The sequence below is a fragment of the Leucobacter denitrificans genome (assembly GCF_014396385.1).
Lineage (GTDB): Bacteria > Actinomycetota > Actinomycetes > Actinomycetales > Microbacteriaceae > Leucobacter > Leucobacter denitrificans.
In genome coordinates, this window is the sequence record NZ_CP060716.1 from 2,262,092 (window position 1) to 2,281,196 (window position 19,105).

Annotated in this window: 13 protein-coding genes, 1 tRNA gene and 1 pseudogene; all 15 read left to right on the forward strand. The window is 59.6% G+C overall.

What is annotated here, in order from left to right:
- The 15 genes and pseudogenes from H9L06_RS10950 to H9L06_RS11020 all read left to right on the forward strand — a co-directional run bounded on the left by H9L06_RS10950 (position 1) and on the right by H9L06_RS11020 (position 19,098).
- The gene (locus tag H9L06_RS10950) at positions 1-3,891 is read left to right on the forward strand and encodes a DNA-directed RNA polymerase subunit beta' (RefSeq protein ID WP_187555192.1); all 3,891 of its coding nucleotides are present in this window, start codon (positions 1-3) and stop codon (positions 3,889-3,891) included.
- A 223-nt stretch (positions 3,892-4,114) separates the two neighbouring features.
- Positions 4,115-5,119 carry a YrzE family protein gene (locus H9L06_RS10955; RefSeq protein ID WP_187555193.1) on the forward strand — a complete coding sequence of 335 codons (1,005 nt, stop codon included), beginning with the start codon at positions 4,115-4,117 and terminating at the stop codon, positions 5,117-5,119.
- Positions 5,119-5,604 (forward strand): hypothetical protein, encoded by a 486-nt coding sequence (locus H9L06_RS10960; RefSeq protein WP_187555194.1) that lies wholly within the window; start codon positions 5,119-5,121, stop codon positions 5,602-5,604. Before H9L06_RS10955 ends, H9L06_RS10960 begins: the two co-directional genes overlap by 1 nt.
- A gap of 194 nt (positions 5,605-5,798) precedes the next feature.
- Entirely contained in the window at positions 5,799-6,242 is a 444-nt protein-coding gene (locus tag H9L06_RS10965; protein ID WP_343069249.1) for a hypothetical protein, read from the forward strand.
- 288 nt (positions 6,243-6,530) lie between these two features.
- Positions 6,531-6,901: pseudogene (rpsL, locus tag H9L06_RS10970) on the forward strand (30S ribosomal protein S12).
- Complete coding sequence (gene rpsG, locus H9L06_RS10975; RefSeq protein WP_187555196.1) at positions 6,901-7,371, forward strand: 30S ribosomal protein S7; 471 nt, start codon at positions 6,901-6,903, stop codon at positions 7,369-7,371. The pseudogene rpsL and the gene rpsG overlap by 1 nt, the downstream one beginning before the upstream one ends.
- Positions 7,372-7,470: 99 nt before the next feature.
- Positions 7,471-9,585, forward strand: coding sequence for an elongation factor G (gene fusA, locus H9L06_RS10980; protein ID WP_187555197.1), 2,115 nt, complete (start codon positions 7,471-7,473; stop codon positions 9,583-9,585).
- Between the two features lie 165 nt (positions 9,586-9,750).
- Positions 9,751-10,944 (forward strand): elongation factor Tu, encoded by a 1,194-nt coding sequence (tuf, locus tag H9L06_RS10985; RefSeq protein ID WP_187555198.1) that lies wholly within the window; start codon positions 9,751-9,753, stop codon positions 10,942-10,944.
- Positions 10,945-11,165: 221 nt separating this feature from the next.
- Positions 11,166-12,962, forward strand: coding sequence for a polysaccharide biosynthesis protein (locus tag H9L06_RS10990; protein ID WP_187555199.1), 1,797 nt, complete (start codon positions 11,166-11,168; stop codon positions 12,960-12,962).
- Positions 12,959-14,053, forward strand: a complete 1,095-nt coding sequence (locus H9L06_RS10995) for an MraY family glycosyltransferase (RefSeq protein WP_246454391.1) — start codon at positions 12,959-12,961, stop codon at positions 14,051-14,053. The genes H9L06_RS10990 and H9L06_RS10995 overlap by 4 nt, the downstream gene beginning before the upstream one ends.
- Positions 14,054-14,077: 24 nt before the next feature.
- Positions 14,078-14,881: a flavin reductase family protein gene (locus H9L06_RS11000; protein ID WP_187555200.1), complete on the forward strand. Its 804-nt coding sequence runs from the start codon at positions 14,078-14,080 to the stop codon at positions 14,879-14,881.
- Positions 14,878-15,828, forward strand: coding sequence for an NAD(P)H-dependent flavin oxidoreductase (locus H9L06_RS11005; protein WP_187555201.1), 951 nt, complete (start codon positions 14,878-14,880; stop codon positions 15,826-15,828). Before H9L06_RS11000 ends, H9L06_RS11005 begins: the two co-directional genes overlap by 4 nt.
- Before the next feature lie 136 nt (positions 15,829-15,964).
- Positions 15,965-17,266 (forward strand): MFS transporter, encoded by a 1,302-nt coding sequence (locus H9L06_RS11010; protein WP_187556495.1) that lies wholly within the window; start codon positions 15,965-15,967, stop codon positions 17,264-17,266.
- An 80-nt stretch (positions 17,267-17,346) separates the two neighbouring features.
- Positions 17,347-17,419 (forward strand) — tRNA-Arg (locus tag H9L06_RS11015).
- A gap of 908 nt (positions 17,420-18,327) precedes the next feature.
- The gene (locus tag H9L06_RS11020; RefSeq protein WP_187555202.1) at positions 18,328-19,098 is read left to right on the forward strand and encodes a hypothetical protein; all 771 of its coding nucleotides are present in this window, start codon (positions 18,328-18,330) and stop codon (positions 19,096-19,098) included.
- The last annotated feature ends 7 nt before the right edge of the window (positions 19,099-19,105 follow it).

Here is a 19,105-nt window from a genome sequence, read left to right on the forward strand (position 1 = left end):
TTGCTCGAGGGTACGAGTTTTAATGAGCTGCAGATCCGTCTGGCAACCGCCGAGGACATTCGCAGCTGGTCATTCGGCGAGGTAAAGAAGCCAGAGACCATCAACTACCGCACGCTGAAGCCTGAGAAGGACGGTCTGTTCGGTGAACAGATCTTCGGCCCCAGCCGCGACTGGGAGTGCGCGTGTGGCAAGTACAAGCGCGTTCGCTACAAGGGCATCGTCTGTGAGCGCTGTGGCGTCGAGGTCACCAAGTCGAGCGTTCGTCGTGAGCGCATGGGCCACATCGAGCTTGCCGCTCCCGTCACCCACATCTGGTACTTCAAGGGCGTGCCTTCACGTCTCGGGTACCTGCTCGATATGGCACCGAAAGACCTTGAGAAGGTCATTTACTTCGCTGCGTACATGATCATCGACATCGATGAAGAGGGCCGCCACGAAGACATGGCAGAGCTCGAGGCCGAACTGCGCCTCGAACTCAAGGCACTCGCTGATCAGCGCGATATCGCCGTTGCTCAGCGCCAGCAGCAGGCAGAGACCGACCTTGCGGCACTTGAGGCTGAAGGGGCGAAGGCGGATCAGCGCCGTCGCGCCGAAGCTTCAGCTGAAAAGGACATGACGCAGATCCGCAAGGGATACGACGAAGACATTTCTCGTCTCGAGCGCGTCTGGGACGACTTCCGTGGTCTGAAGGTCGGCGACCTCAAACCTGAGGACGCAGTATTTGCTGACCTCATCGACCGCTACGGTGATTACTTCGAGGCCTACATGGGTGCCGAGGCAATCAAGAAGCGTCTCGAGGGCTTTGATCTCGAAGCTGAGGCTGAGACCCTGCACCTGCAGATCTCAGAGGGCAAGGGGCAGAAGAAGATCCGCGCGATCAAGCGCCTCAAGGTAGTGAGCTCCTTCCTGCAGACCGGCGCAAGCCCGGCCTCGATGGTGCTCGACGTGGTTCCCGTGATTCCACCTGAGCTTCGCCCGATGGTGCAGCTCGACGGTGGTCGCTTCGCGACCTCAGACCTCAATGATCTGTACCGCCGCGTGATCAACCGCAACAACCGTCTGCGCCGCCTGCTCGATCTCGGTGCACCCGAGATCATCGTGAACAACGAGAAGCGCATGCTGCAGGAGGCCGTCGACGCACTGTTCGACAACGGTCGCCGTGGTCGCCCGGTCACTGGTACCGGTAACCGTGCGCTCAAGTCGCTCTCTGACATGCTCAAGGGCAAGCAGGGCCGCTTCCGTCAGAACCTGCTCGGTAAGCGTGTTGACTACTCTGGCCGTTCGGTCATCGTTGTCGGCCCGCAGCTGAAGCTGCACCAGTGTGGTCTGCCAAAGCAGATGGCGCTCGAGCTCTTCAAGCCATTCGTGATCAAGCGCCTGATGGATCTGTCGCACGCTCAGAACGTGAAGGCTGCAAAGCGCATGGTTGAGCGTTCGCGCAGCGAGGTTTGGGATGTGCTCGAGGAGATCATCCGCGAGCGCCCCGTGCTCCTGAACCGCGCACCGACCCTGCACCGCCTCGGTATCCAGGCCTTTGAGCCTCAGCTCGTTGAGGGCAAGGCGATCCAGCTTCACCCACTCGTGTGTGCAGCGTTCAACGCCGACTTCGACGGTGACCAGATGGCGGTTCACCTGCCACTCTCGGTTGAGGCACAGGCAGAGGCTCGCGTGCTCATGCTCGCTTCGAACAACATCCTGAAGCCTTCAGACGGCCGCCCGGTCACCCTGCCTTCGCAGGACATGATCATCGGTCTGCACCACCTCACCACGGTGAAGGAAGGTGTCGTTGGCGAAGGTCGCGCATTCAGCACAGTTTCTGAGGCAATTCTCGCAATGGATGAGAAGACGCTCGATCTCGGTGCGAAGGTGAAGATTCGTCTCGCCGGTTACACCGACGCATCAGGTGTCACCTCTGAGAAGCCTGTGCTTGTTGAGACCACGCTTGGGCGTGCGCTCTTCAATGAAGCACTGCCAGCTGACTACCCCTACTTCGAGAAGGTTGCCGACAAGGGCACCCTGTCGTCGCTCGTCAATGACCTGGCAGAGCGCTACCCGAAGGTGGAGGTCGCTGCGACCCTCGACCGCATCAAGGACGCAGGCTTCCACTGGGCAACTCGCTCGGGTGTGACTGTTGCGCTCTCCGACATCGTGACCCCGTCGAACAAGGCTGAGATCCTTGCGGCGCACGAAAAGGAAGCGGCGGCAGTGCAGAAGCGCTTCGATCGCGGTCTCATCACCGATGAGGAGCGTCACGCTGATCTCGTGAAGATCTGGACCGAGGCAACTGACGAAGTTGCTGCAGCGATGCGCGAGGCATTCCCAGAAGACAACACCATCTTCCGTATGGTGTCGTCGGGTGCTCGTGGTAACTGGCTGCAGATCCGCAACATTGCGGGTATGCGTGGTCTCGTGAGCGATCCGAAGGGTGAAATTATCCCTCGCCCGATCATCAACTCGTACCGTGAGGGCCTCTCGGTTGCCGAGTACTTCATCGCGACGCACGGTGCTCGTAAGGGCCTCGCTGACACCGCTCTGCGTACGGCAGACTCGGGTTACCTGACCCGTCGTCTCGTCGACGTTTCGCAGGATGTCATCATTCGCGAAGAGGACTGTGGCACCGGCCGCGGCCTTGACCTGCCGATCGCCAGCGAAGTTGACGGTCAGCTCGTTCGTGATGACGACGTTGAGAACTCGGTCTACGCACGCACGCTCGCTGCAGACGCAGTGAACGAGCAGGGTGCTGTCATCGCTACAGCTGGCACCGACGTGGGCGATGTTGTCATCGACCAGCTCGTTGCTGCTGGAGTCACCGAGATCAAGGTTCGCTCAGTACTCACCTGTGAGTCGGCGGTTGGCGTGTGCGCCACCTGCTACGGTCGTTCGCTTGCAACCGGTCAGCGCGTTGACATCGGTGAGGCCGTCGGCATCATCGCTGCACAGTCGATTGGTGAGCCAGGTACGCAGCTCACCATGCGTACCTTCCACACCGGTGGATCGGCGTCGGCTGACGACATCACGCAGGGTCTCCCTCGTGTGCAGGAACTGTTCGAGGCACGTACTCCAAAGGGAGCATCACCGATTGCCGAGGCCGCAGGTCGCGTCACGATCGAGGACACCGAGAAGAGCCGTCGCCTGATCCTCACGCCAGACGATGGATCGGAAGAACGTCAGTACCCAGTGCTCAAGCGTTCGACCCTGCTCATCGAAGATGGCGACCACGTCGAGCTCGGCCAGCCGTTCCTCCAGGGAACGCTCGATCCGAAGGACATCCTTCAGGTCGGTCAGACCGACAATGGCAAGCACATCCCAGGCGAGCGTGCGGTTCAGCGCTACCTCGTAGAGGGTGTGCAGGGCGTGTATCGTTCGCAGGGTGTGCCGATCCACGATAAGCACATCGAGGTCATCGTGCGCCAGATGCTGCGTAAGGTCACCGTGGTTGACCATGGCGAGACCGAGCTGCTTCCGGGCGAGCTCGTTGACCGAGCACGCTACCAGCGCATCAACCGCGAGGCGCTCGTTGACGGCAAGCGTCCGGCAACCGCGCGTCCTGAGGTCATGGGTATCACCAAGGCTTCGCTCGCGACCGAGTCGTGGCTGTCGGCCGCGTCGTTCCAAGAGACCACCCGCGTGCTCACGCAGGCTGCGATGGAGGGATCGAGGGATCCGCTCGTCGGTCTCAAGGAGAACGTCATCATCGGTAAGCTCATCCCGGCCGGTACCGGGCTCAGCACCTACCGCGATGTCGATGTGTCTGCGACAGAAGAGGCGCGTGCCGAGCGCTACCCGAACCGCATGTTCGCGGGCGAGGGTACCTTCGACGAGAACGACTTCTCGTTCGTTGACTTCGACACGTTCACCTCGGATGAGTTCAACCCGGGCAACTACAGCTAAGTCCGAACACGGTTTCGCGTAAGCGAGGCTGCACGCGAAAGGCGTCTCTTCTTCGGGAGGGGCGCCTTTCGCGTTGTGTCACGTGACTCGCCAGTCCGGGTTGGTTACTGGCTGGATGGGGGAGCCAAGGGGCGAAGTCGAAGATTTCCGCGCGGGAAGACCGCTTTCTTCGACCAAGCTTGTATCGTGGCCGCAAGGCCCCACGTATCCGAGAGGTAACACGATGAGCGACGAGCGCGAAACCACTGCTAACTATGAACCTGGCGCACCGGTCGAAGAGCAGTCTGTCAGCGATGCCGCAGTGCAAGATGCGGTGGATCGCGCAGCCGAAGTGCCCGCGCCTTCTGAGACACCTACCGGTGCAGACACAGCAGTGAGCGCTAACTCGGAGACAGTCGCTGACGTCGACGTCTCGAAGAGCACGGTGGTTTCGGACACCAGTGTCGATGCAGACGCGGCGACCGAAGCTGCCCGCGCAGAGCAGGCTCATCGCGAAGAATTCTCGAAGGTCGATACCGAACTCGACCTCGAGCGTCCGGCTCTGCCCGTCCAAGTTCCCACGACGCTTGACGATTTGCCGAGCGCTGCCGCCGCACCAGCAGTATCTCCCGAGAGGGACGGCGAGATCCGTATCAGTTCAGATCACCCCATGGCTGCGCTGTACATGCAGACGCCGATGCCACCAGACCTGAAGGGCAACCGCGGCGCCGGCGTAGCAATTGCGTTGCTTGCGACGCTTGCGTTTGCTGTGCTCTACGCGGGCATTATTGCAGTGTGGATCTCACAGCAATACCCACCCTCAACATTCTTGACTGAGGGGCTGCTTCCGTGGGTGACGTCTTGGGGCTTCATCGCCGGGGTCGTCGCGTTCTTCGTCGGACTCGTCATTCTCGTGCTCGTGTTTGGCCGCGCTGGCTGGTGGGCTTACGTCATCTTCAGCCTGTTCGTCGGAGTCGTCGTGTGGGCATCCGCCACCGGCGTATTCGCCTACATCGGCACGCCACTCGAGGCCGCAGCTGACCTGCGCGATGACAACGGTGGCCTTATCGGCGCTGCGAGAGCGCTCGCCTTTACTGTTCCGACACTGGGCGCTGCAGTGCTTGCACGTGAGGTTGCCGTCTGGTTCGGTGCGTGGATCGGCGCCCGCGGGCGCAGGGTAACAGCGAAGAACGCAGAGCTTCTCAAAGACTACGAGACAGCACTCGCTGAGGTGCGAGCGCAGCAATAATGAACGAGGGTGTTCGCCGCGGGGTGACTCGGGGATACGTCTTCGGGCTCATTGCGGCGACGCTCATTTTCACTGCCGCACTCGTTGTGATGTCGTGGGGAATGCTCGGCTTACTGTTCGGGCATGGGCCGATCGTCACCGACGGCGTACCACTGTGGTTCGGAGTCTTTACGATTGCAGTCGGTCTTGTAATGCTCGGGGTGCTCCTGTGGAGGCAGGCTCTTTCGCTGCTGCGGGGGAGTCGCGCTCCCGTGTGGAGCATCGTAATCGGTGCAGCCTTCGGTATTTACCTGCTGTGGTGCCTATTCGGGATCGTTGGCGGTCTTCAGCTTGATGAGACATGGGCGAGCCTATTTGCGATAGTGCTCGCTCCGATCTGGGCGATCGGCGTACTTGTGTTCTGGCTAGTGCTCGCGCGGCGCATCTACACTGATCGTCCCGCCCCACGGTGGCCTTGGGAGCGACACGAAGGCGAGAGTGAGTGATGGCGGCACCTTCGCTTGAGGCTCAAGTTGGTGCTGCTGTTGATGCTTGGCTTGAATGGGTTCCGAAGTGGGTGCCCGCTGCCCACCGTGGACGGCCGAGGTTGTGTCGTAGGTGTACGGGGTCGCCGATAGTCCTAGCGTCTGGGATTGCCGCAGATACACCGCACCAGGTAAAACATGCGCTGGTTTCTCGCATGCAGCGAATTATCGACCGTGCGGTAGACCTCTACACGAGTGAGCATCTACCGATGCTGCAGGCCGAACTCACGGGCGCGGATCTCTGGAAAACTGGCGGATACGACCCGGTAGCGGGACTTGATCCCGAATTCGATGGCATTGACCCTGACCCGGAGCCCGACGAATCGGGCCAGCCATTCTTATTTACCCTCGGCGGACTCGCTGAAGAAACGAGACCTGAGCCGACGCTTCCTCGACCGCCGCTGAGCGAGAGCGAGAAGCAGCAGTTGCGTCGCGAGGTCGAACTTGCAGATCGACAGGCGAGCTCAGTCGGGAACGAAGTGTGCTTTGCCTTGCTCATGCATCAAGCCCGTATTCAGGGCGCAATTGCGCGATTTGTTGAGCCGCAGGTGCAAGCCATGCTCGACGACCTCTCGAAGCATCTCGAGCAACCCGAGTGAGCGTCGAGATGTATGGTGGATCGAATCGCTCGATCTTCCTTGCGCTCGCGCCTTTCACAGCGTAAAGTTGTCCTTTGGTGCATTCCACCTCTCTACGCGCGTGCGCGAAGGCAGGAGGAGGGCACTGTGGGTCACTCGCTCCCAGAGCTGAAACCCCCACGGCATAGCTGCACTCAGAGGCCGAGACCCGCGTTTCGGATTCAGCAGCTCCGCGCCCGTGCAAACGTGCGCACATGCTCAACCATATGAAGCATTCCTGTCACCGTGCAGGACTAATGAGGAGAATCAGTGCCTACTATTCAGCAGCTGGTTCGCAAGGGCCGGTCGCCAAAGGTCACCAAGACCAAGGCGCCCGCTCTGAAGGCGAACCCCCAGCAGCGCGGTGTGTGTACTCGTGTGTACACCACCACCCAAAGAAGCCGAACTCGGCGATGCGTAAGGTCGCTCGTGTGAAGCTTTCGAACGGTACCGAGGTTACGGCTTACATCCCCGGTGAGGGCCACAACCTGCAGGAGCACTCAATGGTGCTCGTGCGCGGTGGTCGTGTAAAGGACCTCCCCGGTGTTCGCTACAAGATCGTGCGCGGCGCACTCGACACGCAGGCGGTCAAGGACCGCAAGCAAGCTCGTAGCCGCTACGGTGCAAAGAAGGTGAAGTAATGCCTCGTAAAGGACCTGCTCCCAAGCGCCCCGTTGTCGCTGATCCCGTATACGGCTCACCCGTAGTGAGCCAGCTCGTCAACAAGATTCTTGTTGACGGCAAGAAGGGCCTCGCAGAACGCATCGTTTACGGTGCACTCGAGACCGTCGCAGAGAAGAGCGGCCAAGACGCCGTGACCGTACTCAAGAAGGCGCTCGACAACGTGCGCCCAACCCTTGAGGTTCGTTCACGTCGTGTTGGTGGCTCGACCTACCAGGTGCCCGTTGAGGTCAAGCCGCACCGTGCGAACACACTCGCACTTCGCTGGCTCACGAGCTACGCGAAGGCTCGTCGCGAGAACTCGATGACCGATCGCCTCACCAATGAAATTCTTGATGCTTCGAACGGCCTCGGTGCCGCTGTGAAGCGTCGTGAAGACACGCACAAGATGGCCGAGTCGAACCGCGCGTTCGCTCACTACCGCTGGTAGTCATCTGAGTCAGGGGTGGATCCGCAGGCGATCCACCCCTGACTGCGGGTTCATCCCGCGATCCACATACTTACATCCCCACACACTGGAGGAGATCCCGTGGCACAAGACGTGCTCACTGACCTGAGTAAGGTCCGCAACATTGGCATCATGGCCCACATTGATGCCGGCAAGACCACCACAACCGAGCGCATCCTGTTCTACACGGGTGTGAACCACAAGCTCGGTGAAACCCACGACGGTGGCGCAACGACTGACTGGATGGAGCAGGAGAAGGAGCGCGGCATCACGATCACGTCTGCCGCCGTGACCTGTTTCTGGAACAACAACCAGATCAACATCATCGACACCCCCGGCCACGTTGACTTCACCGTTGAGGTGGAGCGCTCGCTCCGCGTTCTCGACGGTGCAGTTGCTGTGTTCGACGGTAAAGAGGGTGTTGAGCCTCAGTCGGAGACCGTGTGGCGCCAGGCAGACAAGTACGGCGTTCCCCGTATCTGCTTTGTCAACAAAATGGACAAGATGGGTGCTGACTTCTACTTCACGGTAGACACGATCATCAACCGTCTCGGCGCAAAGCCGCTCGTGATGCAGCTTCCGATCGGCTCGGAGTCTGACTTCACCGGTGTCGTTGACCTTCTGACGATGAAGGCATTCGTGTGGGAAGGCGATTCGAAGGGTGACGTTACCCTCGGCGCAAACTACGAGACTCAGGAAATCCCTGCAGACCTGCAGGCGAGGGCCGAAGAGTACCGTGCAAAGCTCGTTGAGACTGTCGCTGAGACCGACGATGAGTTGCTCGAGAAGTTCTTCGGTGGCGAAGAGCTCACGATCGACGAGATCAAGGGCGGCATCCGCAAGCTTGTTGTGAACAACGAGATCTACCCGGTCTACTGTGGTTCTGCATTCAAGAACCGCGGCATCCAGCCGATGCTCGACGCAGTCGTTGACTTCCTCCCGAACCCGCTTGACGTGGGTGCGATCGAGGCTCACGATCCCCGTGACGAGTCAGTCGTTATCGAGCGCAAGCCGAATGCAGACGATCCGTTCTCGGCACTCGCGTTCAAGGTTGCTGTGCACCCGTTCTTCGGTCGCCTCACCTACGTTCGCGTCTACTCGGGTCACGCTGAGTCTGGTGCTCAGGTCATCAACTCGACCAAGGGCAAGAAGGAGCGCATCGGAAAGATCTTCCAGATGCACGCCAACAAGGAGAACCCTGTTGACTCGCTCACCGCTGGCAACATCTACGCGGTTATCGGCCTGAAGGACACCACCACAGGTGACACCCTTTCAGACGCGAATAACCAGGTTGTTCTCGAGTCGATGACCTTCCCAGAACCCGTGATCGAGGTGGCTATTGAGCCCAAGACCAAGGGTGATCAGGAGAAGCTTTCGCTCGCTATTCAGAAGCTTGCTGAAGAGGACCCAACCTTCCGCGTGAGCCTCAACCCGGAGACCGGTCAGACCGTGATCGCGGGTATGGGTGAGCTTCACCTCGACATCCTTGTGGATCGCATGAAGCGTGAATTCAAGGTCGAGGCGAATGTTGGTAAGCCTCAGGTTGCGTACCGCGAAACGATCCGCAAGACCGTTCCGAAGTACGACTACACCCACAAGAAGCAGACCGGTGGATCGGGCCAGTTCGCAAAGGTTCAGATCTCGCTCGCTCCGCTCGAGGCAGACAGCGAAAAGATTTACGAGTTCGAGGACAAGGTGACCGGTGGTCGCGTTCCTCGCGAGTACATCCCATCTGTCGATGCCGGTATCCAAGACGCAATGGAGTACGGTATCCTCGCAGGCTTCCCTGTTGTGGGCGTGAAGGCTCAGCTGCTTGACGGCCAGTACCACGACGTTGACTCGTCGGAAATGGCCTTCAAGATCGCTGGTTCGATGGCGTTCAAGGAAGCGGCTCGTATGGCACAGCCTGTGCTGCTCGAGCCAATGATGGCCGTCGAGGTTCGTACGCCTGAGGAGTACATGGGCGACGTTATCGGCGACCTCAACTCACGCCGTGGCCAGATTCAGGCCATGGAAGACGCAAGTGGTGTCAAGGTCGTACGCGCCCTTGTCCCACTGTCAGAGATGTTCGGGTACATTGGTGACCTTCGGTCGAAGACCAGTGGTCGTGCCGTGTTCTCGATGACCTTCGATTCCTACGCTGAGGTGCCGAAGGCCGTGGCCGATGAGATCGTTCAGAAGGCTAAGGGCGAGTAATATCGTCTGCCGATCAGTGGCGGAATACGCATTCCGCCACTGATCACTGAGTTCAGGTCGCGAATAGAGACCAGAGCTTGTAACATAAGTACACACCCCAGTGCTCGCGCCCCCTCGAAACCGTCGAGGCGGGAACAGCACTTGAATGTCCTGAGGAGGACCATAGTGGCGAAGGCCAAGTTCGAGCGGACCAAGCCGCACGTAAACATCGGTACGATTGGTCACGTTGACCACGGTAAGACGACTCTTACCGCAGCGATCTCGAAGACGCTTGCCGACAAGTTCCCGTCTGACGTGAACGTGCAGCGCGACTTCGCGACCATCGACTCGGCTCCAGAGGAGCGCCAGCGCGGTATTACCATCAACATCTCGCACGTTGAGTACGAGACCGACAAGCGCCACTACGCGCACGTTGATGCACCAGGCCACGCTGACTACATCAAGAACATGATCACCGGTGCTGCTCAGATGGACGGCGCGATCCTCGTGGTTGCTGCTACTGACGGCATGATGGCTCAGACCAAGGAGCACATCCTCCTTGCAAAGCAGGTTGGTGTTCCTTACCTTCTCGTTGCACTCAACAAGTGCGACCAGGTCGACGACGAGGAAATCCTCGAGCTCGTCGAGATGGAGGTCCGCGAGGAGCTCTCGAAGCAGGGCTACCCCGGAGACGACGTTCCAGTTGTTCGCGTGTCGGGCTACCAGGCACTCCAGGGCGAAGAGAAGTGGGTTAACTCCGTTCTCGAGCTCATGCAGGCTGTTGACGACAACATCCCCGATCCAGTGCGTGACAAGGACAAGCCGTTCCTCATGCCTGTTGAGGACGTGTTCACCATCACCGGTCGTGGCACCGTTGTTACGGGCCGTGCCGAGCGTGGCACCCTGAAGATCAACTCTGAGGTTGAGATCGTTGGTCTCCGCCCAACTCAGAAGACCACCGTCACCGGTATCGAGATGTTCCACAAGCAGCTCGACGAAGCATGGGCTGGCGAGAACTGTGGCCTTCTGCTCCGCGGCACCAAGCGTGAAGACGTTGAGCGCGGCCAGGTTGTTGTTGCACCGGGTTCGATCACCCCTCACACCAAGTTCGAGGGAACCGCCTACATCCTGAAGAAGGAAGAGGGTGGCCGTCACAACCCGTTCGAGACGAACTACCGTCCGCAGTTCTACTTCCGTACGACTGACGTGACCGGTGTTATCACCCTTCCCGAGGACAAGCCAATGGTTATGCCTGGCGACACCACCGACATGGTTGTTGAGCTGATTCAGCCAATCGCTATGGAAGATGGCCTCGGCTTCGCGATCCGTGAGGGTGGCCGCACCGTCGGCGCCGGCACGGTGACCAAGGTTGTTGAGTAAGTCTCAGCGCTAAGTTTCGGTCTCTGACCGATCGAGAACCCCGGAAGTTTTCTTCCGGGGTTCTTTGCGTATCTGTGCCCTCCGCAGGGTGGCGATTCTTCGATGCTGTGCGCGTTGCCGGGTTGCTCCCTGGCGGCGCGGTATTCTGGTTATGTTCATAACGTTCGGGTTACGCTGAACTGCATTCTGGGGCAAGTGCCCATTCACTCTCGGGAGGGCGCGTGCGGAAGCCTGCGAGTGGCCGTCTGGCTCATTTCGTTGATACCTATGGAGGGCTTTTCCTCCTCGACGCGGTCGCTTGGGCGATCGGTATCATCGTCGCGCTCGTGCTTCGCTTTGATTTCGGCTTCCAACGCATTCACTGGGGCTGGACACTTGCGGTCATCGGTGTTGCCGTGATCCTGCAACTGATCGGTGGCTGGGCGTTTTGGATTTACCGATCCAGGTACGCGATTGGTAGCTTCGACGAGGTACGTGCACTCGTGCTCAACGTGACCGCGGTCACGGTCGTCACCTGGGTATTCGCTTACCTTGTGGGGTACGGCAACGGTATTCCCAGAAGCACACTCATCATTGCCGCTCCAATTACGTTCACGTTCATGGGGGTCGTGCGGTACCTGTTTCGTGAGACTGCCGAGCGCAACCTCAAGCCCGCACGAGCAGAGCGGATCCTCCTGTATGGATCTGGATACCTTGGCGTGCAGACCGCAAAACGTCTGCTCACCGATGCGAAGTCGTCCTACCTCCCGGTCGGTTTTCTTGACGATGACCCTGCGAAGCGCAACCAGGAGGTGCGCGGCGTCAAGGTTCTTGGAAGCATTGACGATCTTGAGCGTGCGGTGCGATCCACTGCTGCGACGTCGGTGCTCGTGTGCATTGGCGACGCAGATGCCGCGATGTTGCGCCGACTCGACGCGTCAGCTGACAAACTCGGCATTAACGTGATGGTGTTGCCGCCGCTCGATCAGCTGCTCAACAATTCTGCGTCTCTGTCAAACGTGCGCGAGCTCTCGATCGAAGACATCATCGGCCGCCACCCTGTGCGCCTCGACACCACCTCGATCGCAGATTATCTGCAGGGCAAGCGCGTGCTCGTGACTGGCGCTGGCGGATCCATCGGCTCGGAGCTCTGCAGACAGCTCGTCAACTTCGCCCCGGCCGAGCTCATCATGCTGGATCGCGATGAGACCGCTCTGCAAGAGGCGCAGATTTCGATCGTCGGTCACGGGCTTCTCGACACGAAGGACGTGGTGCTCGCAGATATCCGCGACGAGAAGACGCTCAAGGACATCTTCTGCGACCGCAAGCCCGAAGTTGTGTTTCACGCTGCGGCGCTCAAGCACCTTCCGATGCTTGAACAGTATCCCGATGAGGCATGGAAGACGAACGTGCTCGGTACGCTCAATGTGCTGAACGCAGCGCGCGCGGCCAACGTAGGTACCTTCGTGAATGTCTCCACTGACAAGGCTGCGAACCCAACGAGCGTGCTTGGGCATTCAAAGCGCGTTGCAGAGAAACTCACCGGGTGGATGGCGGGGGAGACCGGCGGGCGATACCTGTCGGTGCGGTTCGGCAATGTTCTTGGGAGCCGCGGATCTATGCTGCCAACGTTCCGCCATCTCATCGAGAAGGGCGGGCCAGTGACGGTGACCCACCCAGACGCGACACGATTCTTCATGACAATTCCTGAGGCGTCACAACTCGTGATTCAAGCCGGGGGCATCGGCCGTCCGGGTGAGGTGCTCATTCTCGATATGGGGGAGCCCGTGCGCATTCTCGATGTTGCGAAGCGCATGATCGCTCAGTCAGGCAAGAACATCGAGATCGTCTTCACTGGGCTCCGTCATGGCGAGAAGCTCCACGAAGTACTCACCGGCGACGGTGAGGGCGATGAACGGCCATTCCATCCGAAGATCTCGCACGCTCATATCGGGGTTATTAGCCCGAATATCCTTGACCATGAGGGGTGGATCGCACGGATGGATCTCACCAAAGAAGCCGAAGGGCGAGTGCATTGATTACTGCAACGATGCTCGTTGTCTTGGTGTCATTTGTCATCACATTTTTGTTGAGCCTGCTTCTGCCTTTTGTGGTGAAGCCACTTCTTGTGCGGCTCGGTGTTGTGGACGTGCCGAACGAGCGCTCCTCACACGAGAAGCCGGTGCTCCGCGGGCTCGGCTTGGCCGTGCTCATCGCGATCGTGCTGGTTGAAGCGGTCTTCACCGTACTGACAGCCAGCACAGATCCCGACGGGACCGCATGGAAGTATCTCCTCATCATCACCCTGGGTACGATGTGCTCGGGATTCCTGGGACTGAGCGAGGACCTCAAAGGCATCAGTGTTCCGGTGCGGAGCGCGGTTCTGCTGCTCATCGCGACTACGACTTCTGTCGCGGTGATCTGGCTCACGCGAGCACTGTATTCGGCACCCACGTTTGGGTGGAATCCGCTTCCATGGGTGACGACGGTGTCTGTGTGGGTGCTCGTGCTCCTCGGAATTTACGGCGTCTTGTTCATTTCGAGTTACATCAACGTCGCGAACTTCATGGATGGGCTCAATGGAATCAGCGGATTCCACGGCGTTATCGCCGGACTCACGTTCGCAGCGGCCGGATACCTCACGCCGGGAGCCGGCTGGCTCATCATCGCTGGTCTCGTGCTCGCTGCGGGTTTCGCCGGTTTCTTGCCGTGGAACCTCACCAAACCCGGTGCATTCTTGGGTGATGTCGGCAGCTACCTGCTTGGCGGTGCCGTAGCGATCACGAGTTTCACAGCACTCATTGCAGGGGTGCCGGTACTCGCCACGATCGGGCCAATGATCATTTATTTCGGCGATGTGGGAACAACGCTCGTGAAGCGGGTGCGCGCTGGCCATAAGTGGGATGAGCCGCACAAAGAGCACGCCTACCAGCGCCTGCAGCAACTGGGCATGTCACACGTCGCAGCCTCGGGCGTGAATGCCGCATTCACCGTGGCAGCTTCGTTGCTTGGGCTCCTGTCCTTGCTGGTAGCGCCGGTGTGGTGGATCCTGCTCCTCGTGCTCGGTATTGCGCTCGTGGTGTTGTACCAGCTCACTCCGCGGCTACTGTCGCGCAAGATGACTGCCTAGCCTCACGGGGAGTACGGTGGGAGTGTGAGCGAAGAAGCCAGTACCCATCGTGTGATAGATCCAAGCGTGCTGTATTTGGGCACCCCCGTGTATTTGGTGGGTACGAAGAACCCAGACGGATCCACCAACCTCGCACCGGCATCGAGCCACTTTGCGCTCGGTCGCATGATCGTGCTCGGCCTCGAGGAGGGTGGCCAGTCACTCGATAACGCCAGGCGCCACGGGGAGATCACAGTGAGTTTTCCGTCTGCTGAGCAATGGCAACACGTCGAGCGCCTCGCGGGTGTGACTGGGAAGAACCCCGTGCCTGACGACAAACGCGACGCGTATGCGTTTGAACCAGCCAAGTTTAATCGTGCAGGCCTAACGCCACTTGCGGGGGATGAGGTTTCGGTGGATCTGGTGGCCGAAGCACCGATTCAGCTCGAGGCACTTGTTCGGCGCATCACCCCTGGTGTCGCTGGCATCTACGGCATTGTCGAGGCTGAGGTCGTTCGCGTGCATGCACAGCATGAAGTAACGGTCGCGGGTACGAACCACATTGACCCTGAGGCGTGGCATCCGCTCATTTACGCCTACCGGCACTTCTACGACCGGGGAGCTGAAATCGGGTGGACCAGGAAAACTCCGTTCCCTACAGCGCCAGAACCCATCGACAGATGGGAAGCGAGTGGCGGCGCCTGGCGGGTTGCCGCAGACACGGGAACCACCGCGACCGTTGAGCTGCTTCGCTGCGATGGTGGCGAAGTGGTGGATCAACTCACCCTCACCGACCAACGCGATCTTCGGTGGGCCAGAGTGCAACTCGCGATCGGGGGCAAGGCATGAGTGTTTGGGCAGCTGAGCTGGGTCTCGAGCATCCCATTGTGTGCGCGCCTATGGGCGGTGTCGCCGGTGGACGACTTGCGGCTGCCGTTTCGCGGACGGGTGCACTCGGAATGATTGGCATGGGAAGTTCGGGTTCCGCCGTAGCGCTCAGGCGTGAGCTCGCGAACTTTCGAATGTACGCTCCCGCGGAACCGGTTCCATGGGGCATCGGTATGGTCGCTTGGGGCATTGAGCGAGACCCGGAAATGCTCGACGTGGCACTCAGCGCCGGACCGAGCGTGATCTCGGTGGGGTTTGGTGATTGGGAGGCCGATCCACAATCAACCTGGATCGACGCGGCCCGCAGTGCCGGTGCGCAGACGGTGACCCAGGTCGCGACGGTCAGCGAGGCGCGATACGCGGCAGACGCTGGCGTCGACCTGATTGTCGCGCGCGGAATGGAGGCCGGTGGTCACGGGCAACACTTTCGCCCGCGTGATGATTTGCTTCGCGAGGTCATCGCGGCCGTTGACGTGCCGGTGCTTTCTGCTGGCGCGATTCACACCCCGGCACAGATCGACCATGCGCTCGCCGCCGGGGCAGCAGGGGTGTGGATCGGCACAGCCTTTCAGGCCTGCACCGAATCACTTGTGAGCGACGCTGCGAGGCGCGTGCTCTTTGCGGCAACGGGGGAGGACACGATGGTGTCGCGCGTGCTTGATGTCGCGCTCGAACGGCCTTGGCCCGAGCGGATTCCGGAACGGCTGCTGCGCACGCCTTTTGTCGAGCGCTGGGACGGACGGGAGGCGGAGCTCGCGTCGAATGCTGAGGCGCGGGCCGCATTCAGGGAAGCCTACGCTGCCGATGACTTTGCGGTGGTGCCGATTGATGCTGGCGAGGGCGTCGGCGCGCTGACCGAAGAACTGAGTGCGGCGGAGGTTATTCGGCGACTCACTGGTGGGCTCTAATACTCGCGTGTGGGCACGCCAGCCGGGTGTGCCTGACAGCTTCTATGATGAACCTGTGAACAATACCCGGCCCGATGCTGCTGCCACTACCAACGTTTCCGCACGACTCGATGCGCTCCCGCTCAACCGCAAGCACATGCGTGTGCTCTCAGGCTCGGGCATCGGGTGGGCGCTCGATGCCATGGATGTGGGACTCATCTCGTTCATCATCGCCGCGCTCACTGCACAATGGGGGCTTACGAAGGGCGAGGGCGGGCTCATCGCCTCAATCGGATTCGTTGGTATGGCGATTGGTGCGAGCCTGGGTGGCTTGCTGGCTGACCGCATTGGTAGGCGGCAGGTGTTCGCGCTCACGCTGCTCATTTACGGTGTCGCGACCGGTGCAAGCGCACTCGTCGGTGGAATCGCGCTACTCCTTATCCTTCGGTTCTTCGTGGGGCTAGGCCTCGGAGCTGAGCTTCCGGTCGCATCAACCTACGTCTCTGAGTTTGCGCCAGCGCGAATTCGAGGCCGACTAATCGTCATTCTCGAGGCATTCTGGGCCGTCGGATGGACGGCGTCTGCGATTATCGGATACTTCGTTGTGCCCGCATCAGACAACGGTTGGAGATGGGCGTTTGCCATCGGCGCGATTCCAGCCGTGTACGCGCTAGTGGTGCGGTGGGGGTTGCCCGAGTCCGCGCGTTGGCTTGCCGGTCGCGGCAAAGTCGCTGAGGCCGAGCGCGTCGTTGCAGACTTCGAGGCGTCTCCGGCTGTGTTTGGGAGCGAGCCTGTGGCTCAAACTCCGGTCATTCCTGGCGCTTCCGGTGCGACGCAGCCGCAGCGACCTGGTGGTTCGCGCAATCGATTCGCAGCGCTGTGGTCTGCGGAGTACCGGGTGCGCACGCTCTCGATTTGGCTGGTCTGGCTCTGCGTGAACTTCGCGTATTACGGCGCGTTTATTTGGATCCCGAGCATTCTCGTCGATGCTGGCTTCAGTCTCGTTCGCTCATTCGGATTCACGCTCATCATTACGCTCGCCCAGCTCCCCGGGTACGCGGTTGCGGCGTGGCTTATCGAGAAGTGGGGCCGCAGACTCACCCTGTCGGTGTTTCTCGCTGGATCGGCGCTCTCTGCAATCGCCTTTGGTACCGTGCACGTCGAGTGGGCGATCATTGCTGCTGGCATGGCGCTTTCGTTCTTTAACCTTGGCGCCTGGGGAGCCGTGTATGCGGTGACTCCAGAGTTGTATCCGACCGACCTTCGTGGCACCGGTGCTGGGTGGGCTGCCGGGTTCGGGCGCATCGCATCGATCGTTGCGCCTATGCTCGTACCCGTATTGCTCATTGCGGGCGGCACGGGCTTGACGTTCACGGTCTTTGCGATCTTCTTTGTCATTGCGGCAGTCGCAGCCTGGGGCCTCAAAGAGTTCGCAGGCAAGGCGCTCGCCGAGCACTAACGTGCGGTTCACCGCAGTTACGTATACGGTGCGCGAGGGGTGCCTGACGGTGCGCTAGGCTAGTGGAGTTGACTTTGCTCGCCTCCGTAGCTCAGGGGATAGAGCGCCGGTTTCCGGTACCGTAGGTCGGGGGTTCGAATCCCTCCGGGGGCACTCAACAAAAAGCGGCTCTGACCAGGTGTTTATCACCTCGTCGGAGCCTCTTTCCTTTGTCTCAGGTGCCGCTCCGCGGGTCATGCCAACCTAAAATGCCGAAAATCCGCGTGATTCCGATTTGCATGGTCTCAACCTCATATGAGTAGAGTGTGTCGGGAAGTCACCGCGGTAGGGGCGTCCTCATTGGACTGGTGGTCGGCCGATACATGCCTAACGTCCAAACGATGAGATAGCTGGTTAGGGTCCGGGTTTATCGGAGCTATTCGACTGAGAAGCGCTAGGCGTCATTTTCAGTGAAAACTCCAAACGAGAGTGACCGACCTTATGAACGAAGTATTTGATACTGGAACGAGAGCCTTTCGCCCAAAGGGGTCCACCATATACAGGTGCACGAAGTGCCTCTCAGTAACTTTTGTGAGTATAGCGGTGCTTTCGCTCCTTTCACCGTATCTTGCGGATCGTATGGACCCGGGTGGAAGTTCAGGCCTCGCAGCGATGATAATCGGATGGCTGGTGGTAGTTCCCTGCGCGGTTGTACTTGCTGTCATTAGTGGCGCAGTGGCGTCAATTCTTTCCATACGGATGGCATCTGGCACGCTGCAAAACCGAGGAAGGACGTTTTTTACCTGGTCGTTGATACCGGGAGCAGCCGTGATTTTCTATGTGTTGTTGGGAAACACAGTGCCCTCTCTACTTGTGCTCTTGCTTCTTCCGCTTGTACTGATACTCGCCGCGTCGTGTGCTGTTCTGGTCAAGGCCATGAACAACATCAGGTCGGAGAGTTAATTTGTACTGCCTGAACCAATACTTAAAGGCAAGGCCATTGGTCGGAAACTTTTCTCGAATGTGGCGCTATTCTGAGCGTATAATCCAGCGGTTCTCCGCACGATGGAAGGCAGTGTGAGATGAACGGTAGTGAAGTCCGCGAATTCGCGGCAGTAGAAGTAGAAAAATCGAGGCCCCGAACTGGGTTCTGGATTCTCATTGGGTTGCTCGCACTCTCGGGCGTCGTGATGGCAGTGATTGTCTTTCTCGGCCTTACCGAATCGAAGGCGTTCACGATAGCGGGACTCATCTTTCTTGCCGACGTCTACCTCATCATCTCGCTCGCGGCGCGCCACATTTGGCTTCAGCGAACGATTTGGGTCGGAACAGCGATCACGTTCATCCTCGGAGTCGTTGTCGCATTCTGGGAAGAGACCGAATACTACGTTGGCGAGTGGGATCCAGACGTTCCGTACGACGAAATGCAGCGCTCGGTCTACGGCTTCCTCTCTGACCTCACATTCGCGGCGCACACCATACTTGGGTGCTTGCTTGCACTTGGCATTATCTCTATTGCGCATCGGTGGATCCGGCGCGAACGAATCCTGATGAGTATTTACTACTTCATGTTTGTTGCCGGGATCGTGGCGGGAATCCTATGGGCGATCGGATACATGATGCAGTTCTCCGACGATCTCGTTCCGCTGCAGCTCGGAGTGAGTATTCTTGCACTCACCGCGGCCGCGATCATTATCATTGCGGGGTTTGTGCAGAGAAAGGCGCAGCAATCGGAAGAGCAATCGCGTCAGCTCGCAGCGGCAACACAGATTTCGGGTGGGCTGTCAGACGATGCGCTCCGAGCACGAGTGCGTGAACTTGTCGATGAATACCTGGAGGAACGCGGGCGGTAGACTAGAT

Excerpts from the sequence above, each read along its gene's own strand:
- H9L06_RS10955 (WP_187555193.1), top strand. The coding sequence starts at position 4,115 with ATGAGCGACGAGCGCGAAACCACTGCTAACTATGAACCTGGCGCACCG.
- rpsG (WP_187555196.1), top strand. The coding sequence starts at position 6,901 with ATGCCTCGTAAAGGACCTGCTCCCAAGCGCCCCGTTGTCGCTGATCCC.
- H9L06_RS11020 (WP_187555202.1), top strand. The coding sequence starts at position 18,328 with ATGAACGGTAGTGAAGTCCGCGAATTCGCGGCAGTAGAAGTAGAAAAA.
- H9L06_RS11010 (WP_187556495.1), top strand. The coding sequence starts at position 15,965 with ATGCGTGTGCTCTCAGGCTCGGGCATCGGGTGGGCGCTCGATGCCATG.
- H9L06_RS10965 (WP_343069249.1), top strand. The coding sequence starts at position 5,799 with ATGCAGCGAATTATCGACCGTGCGGTAGACCTCTACACGAGTGAGCAT.
- H9L06_RS11005 (WP_187555201.1), top strand. The coding sequence starts at position 14,878 with ATGAGTGTTTGGGCAGCTGAGCTGGGTCTCGAGCATCCCATTGTGTGC.
- H9L06_RS10960 (WP_187555194.1), top strand. The coding sequence starts at position 5,119 with ATGAACGAGGGTGTTCGCCGCGGGGTGACTCGGGGATACGTCTTCGGG.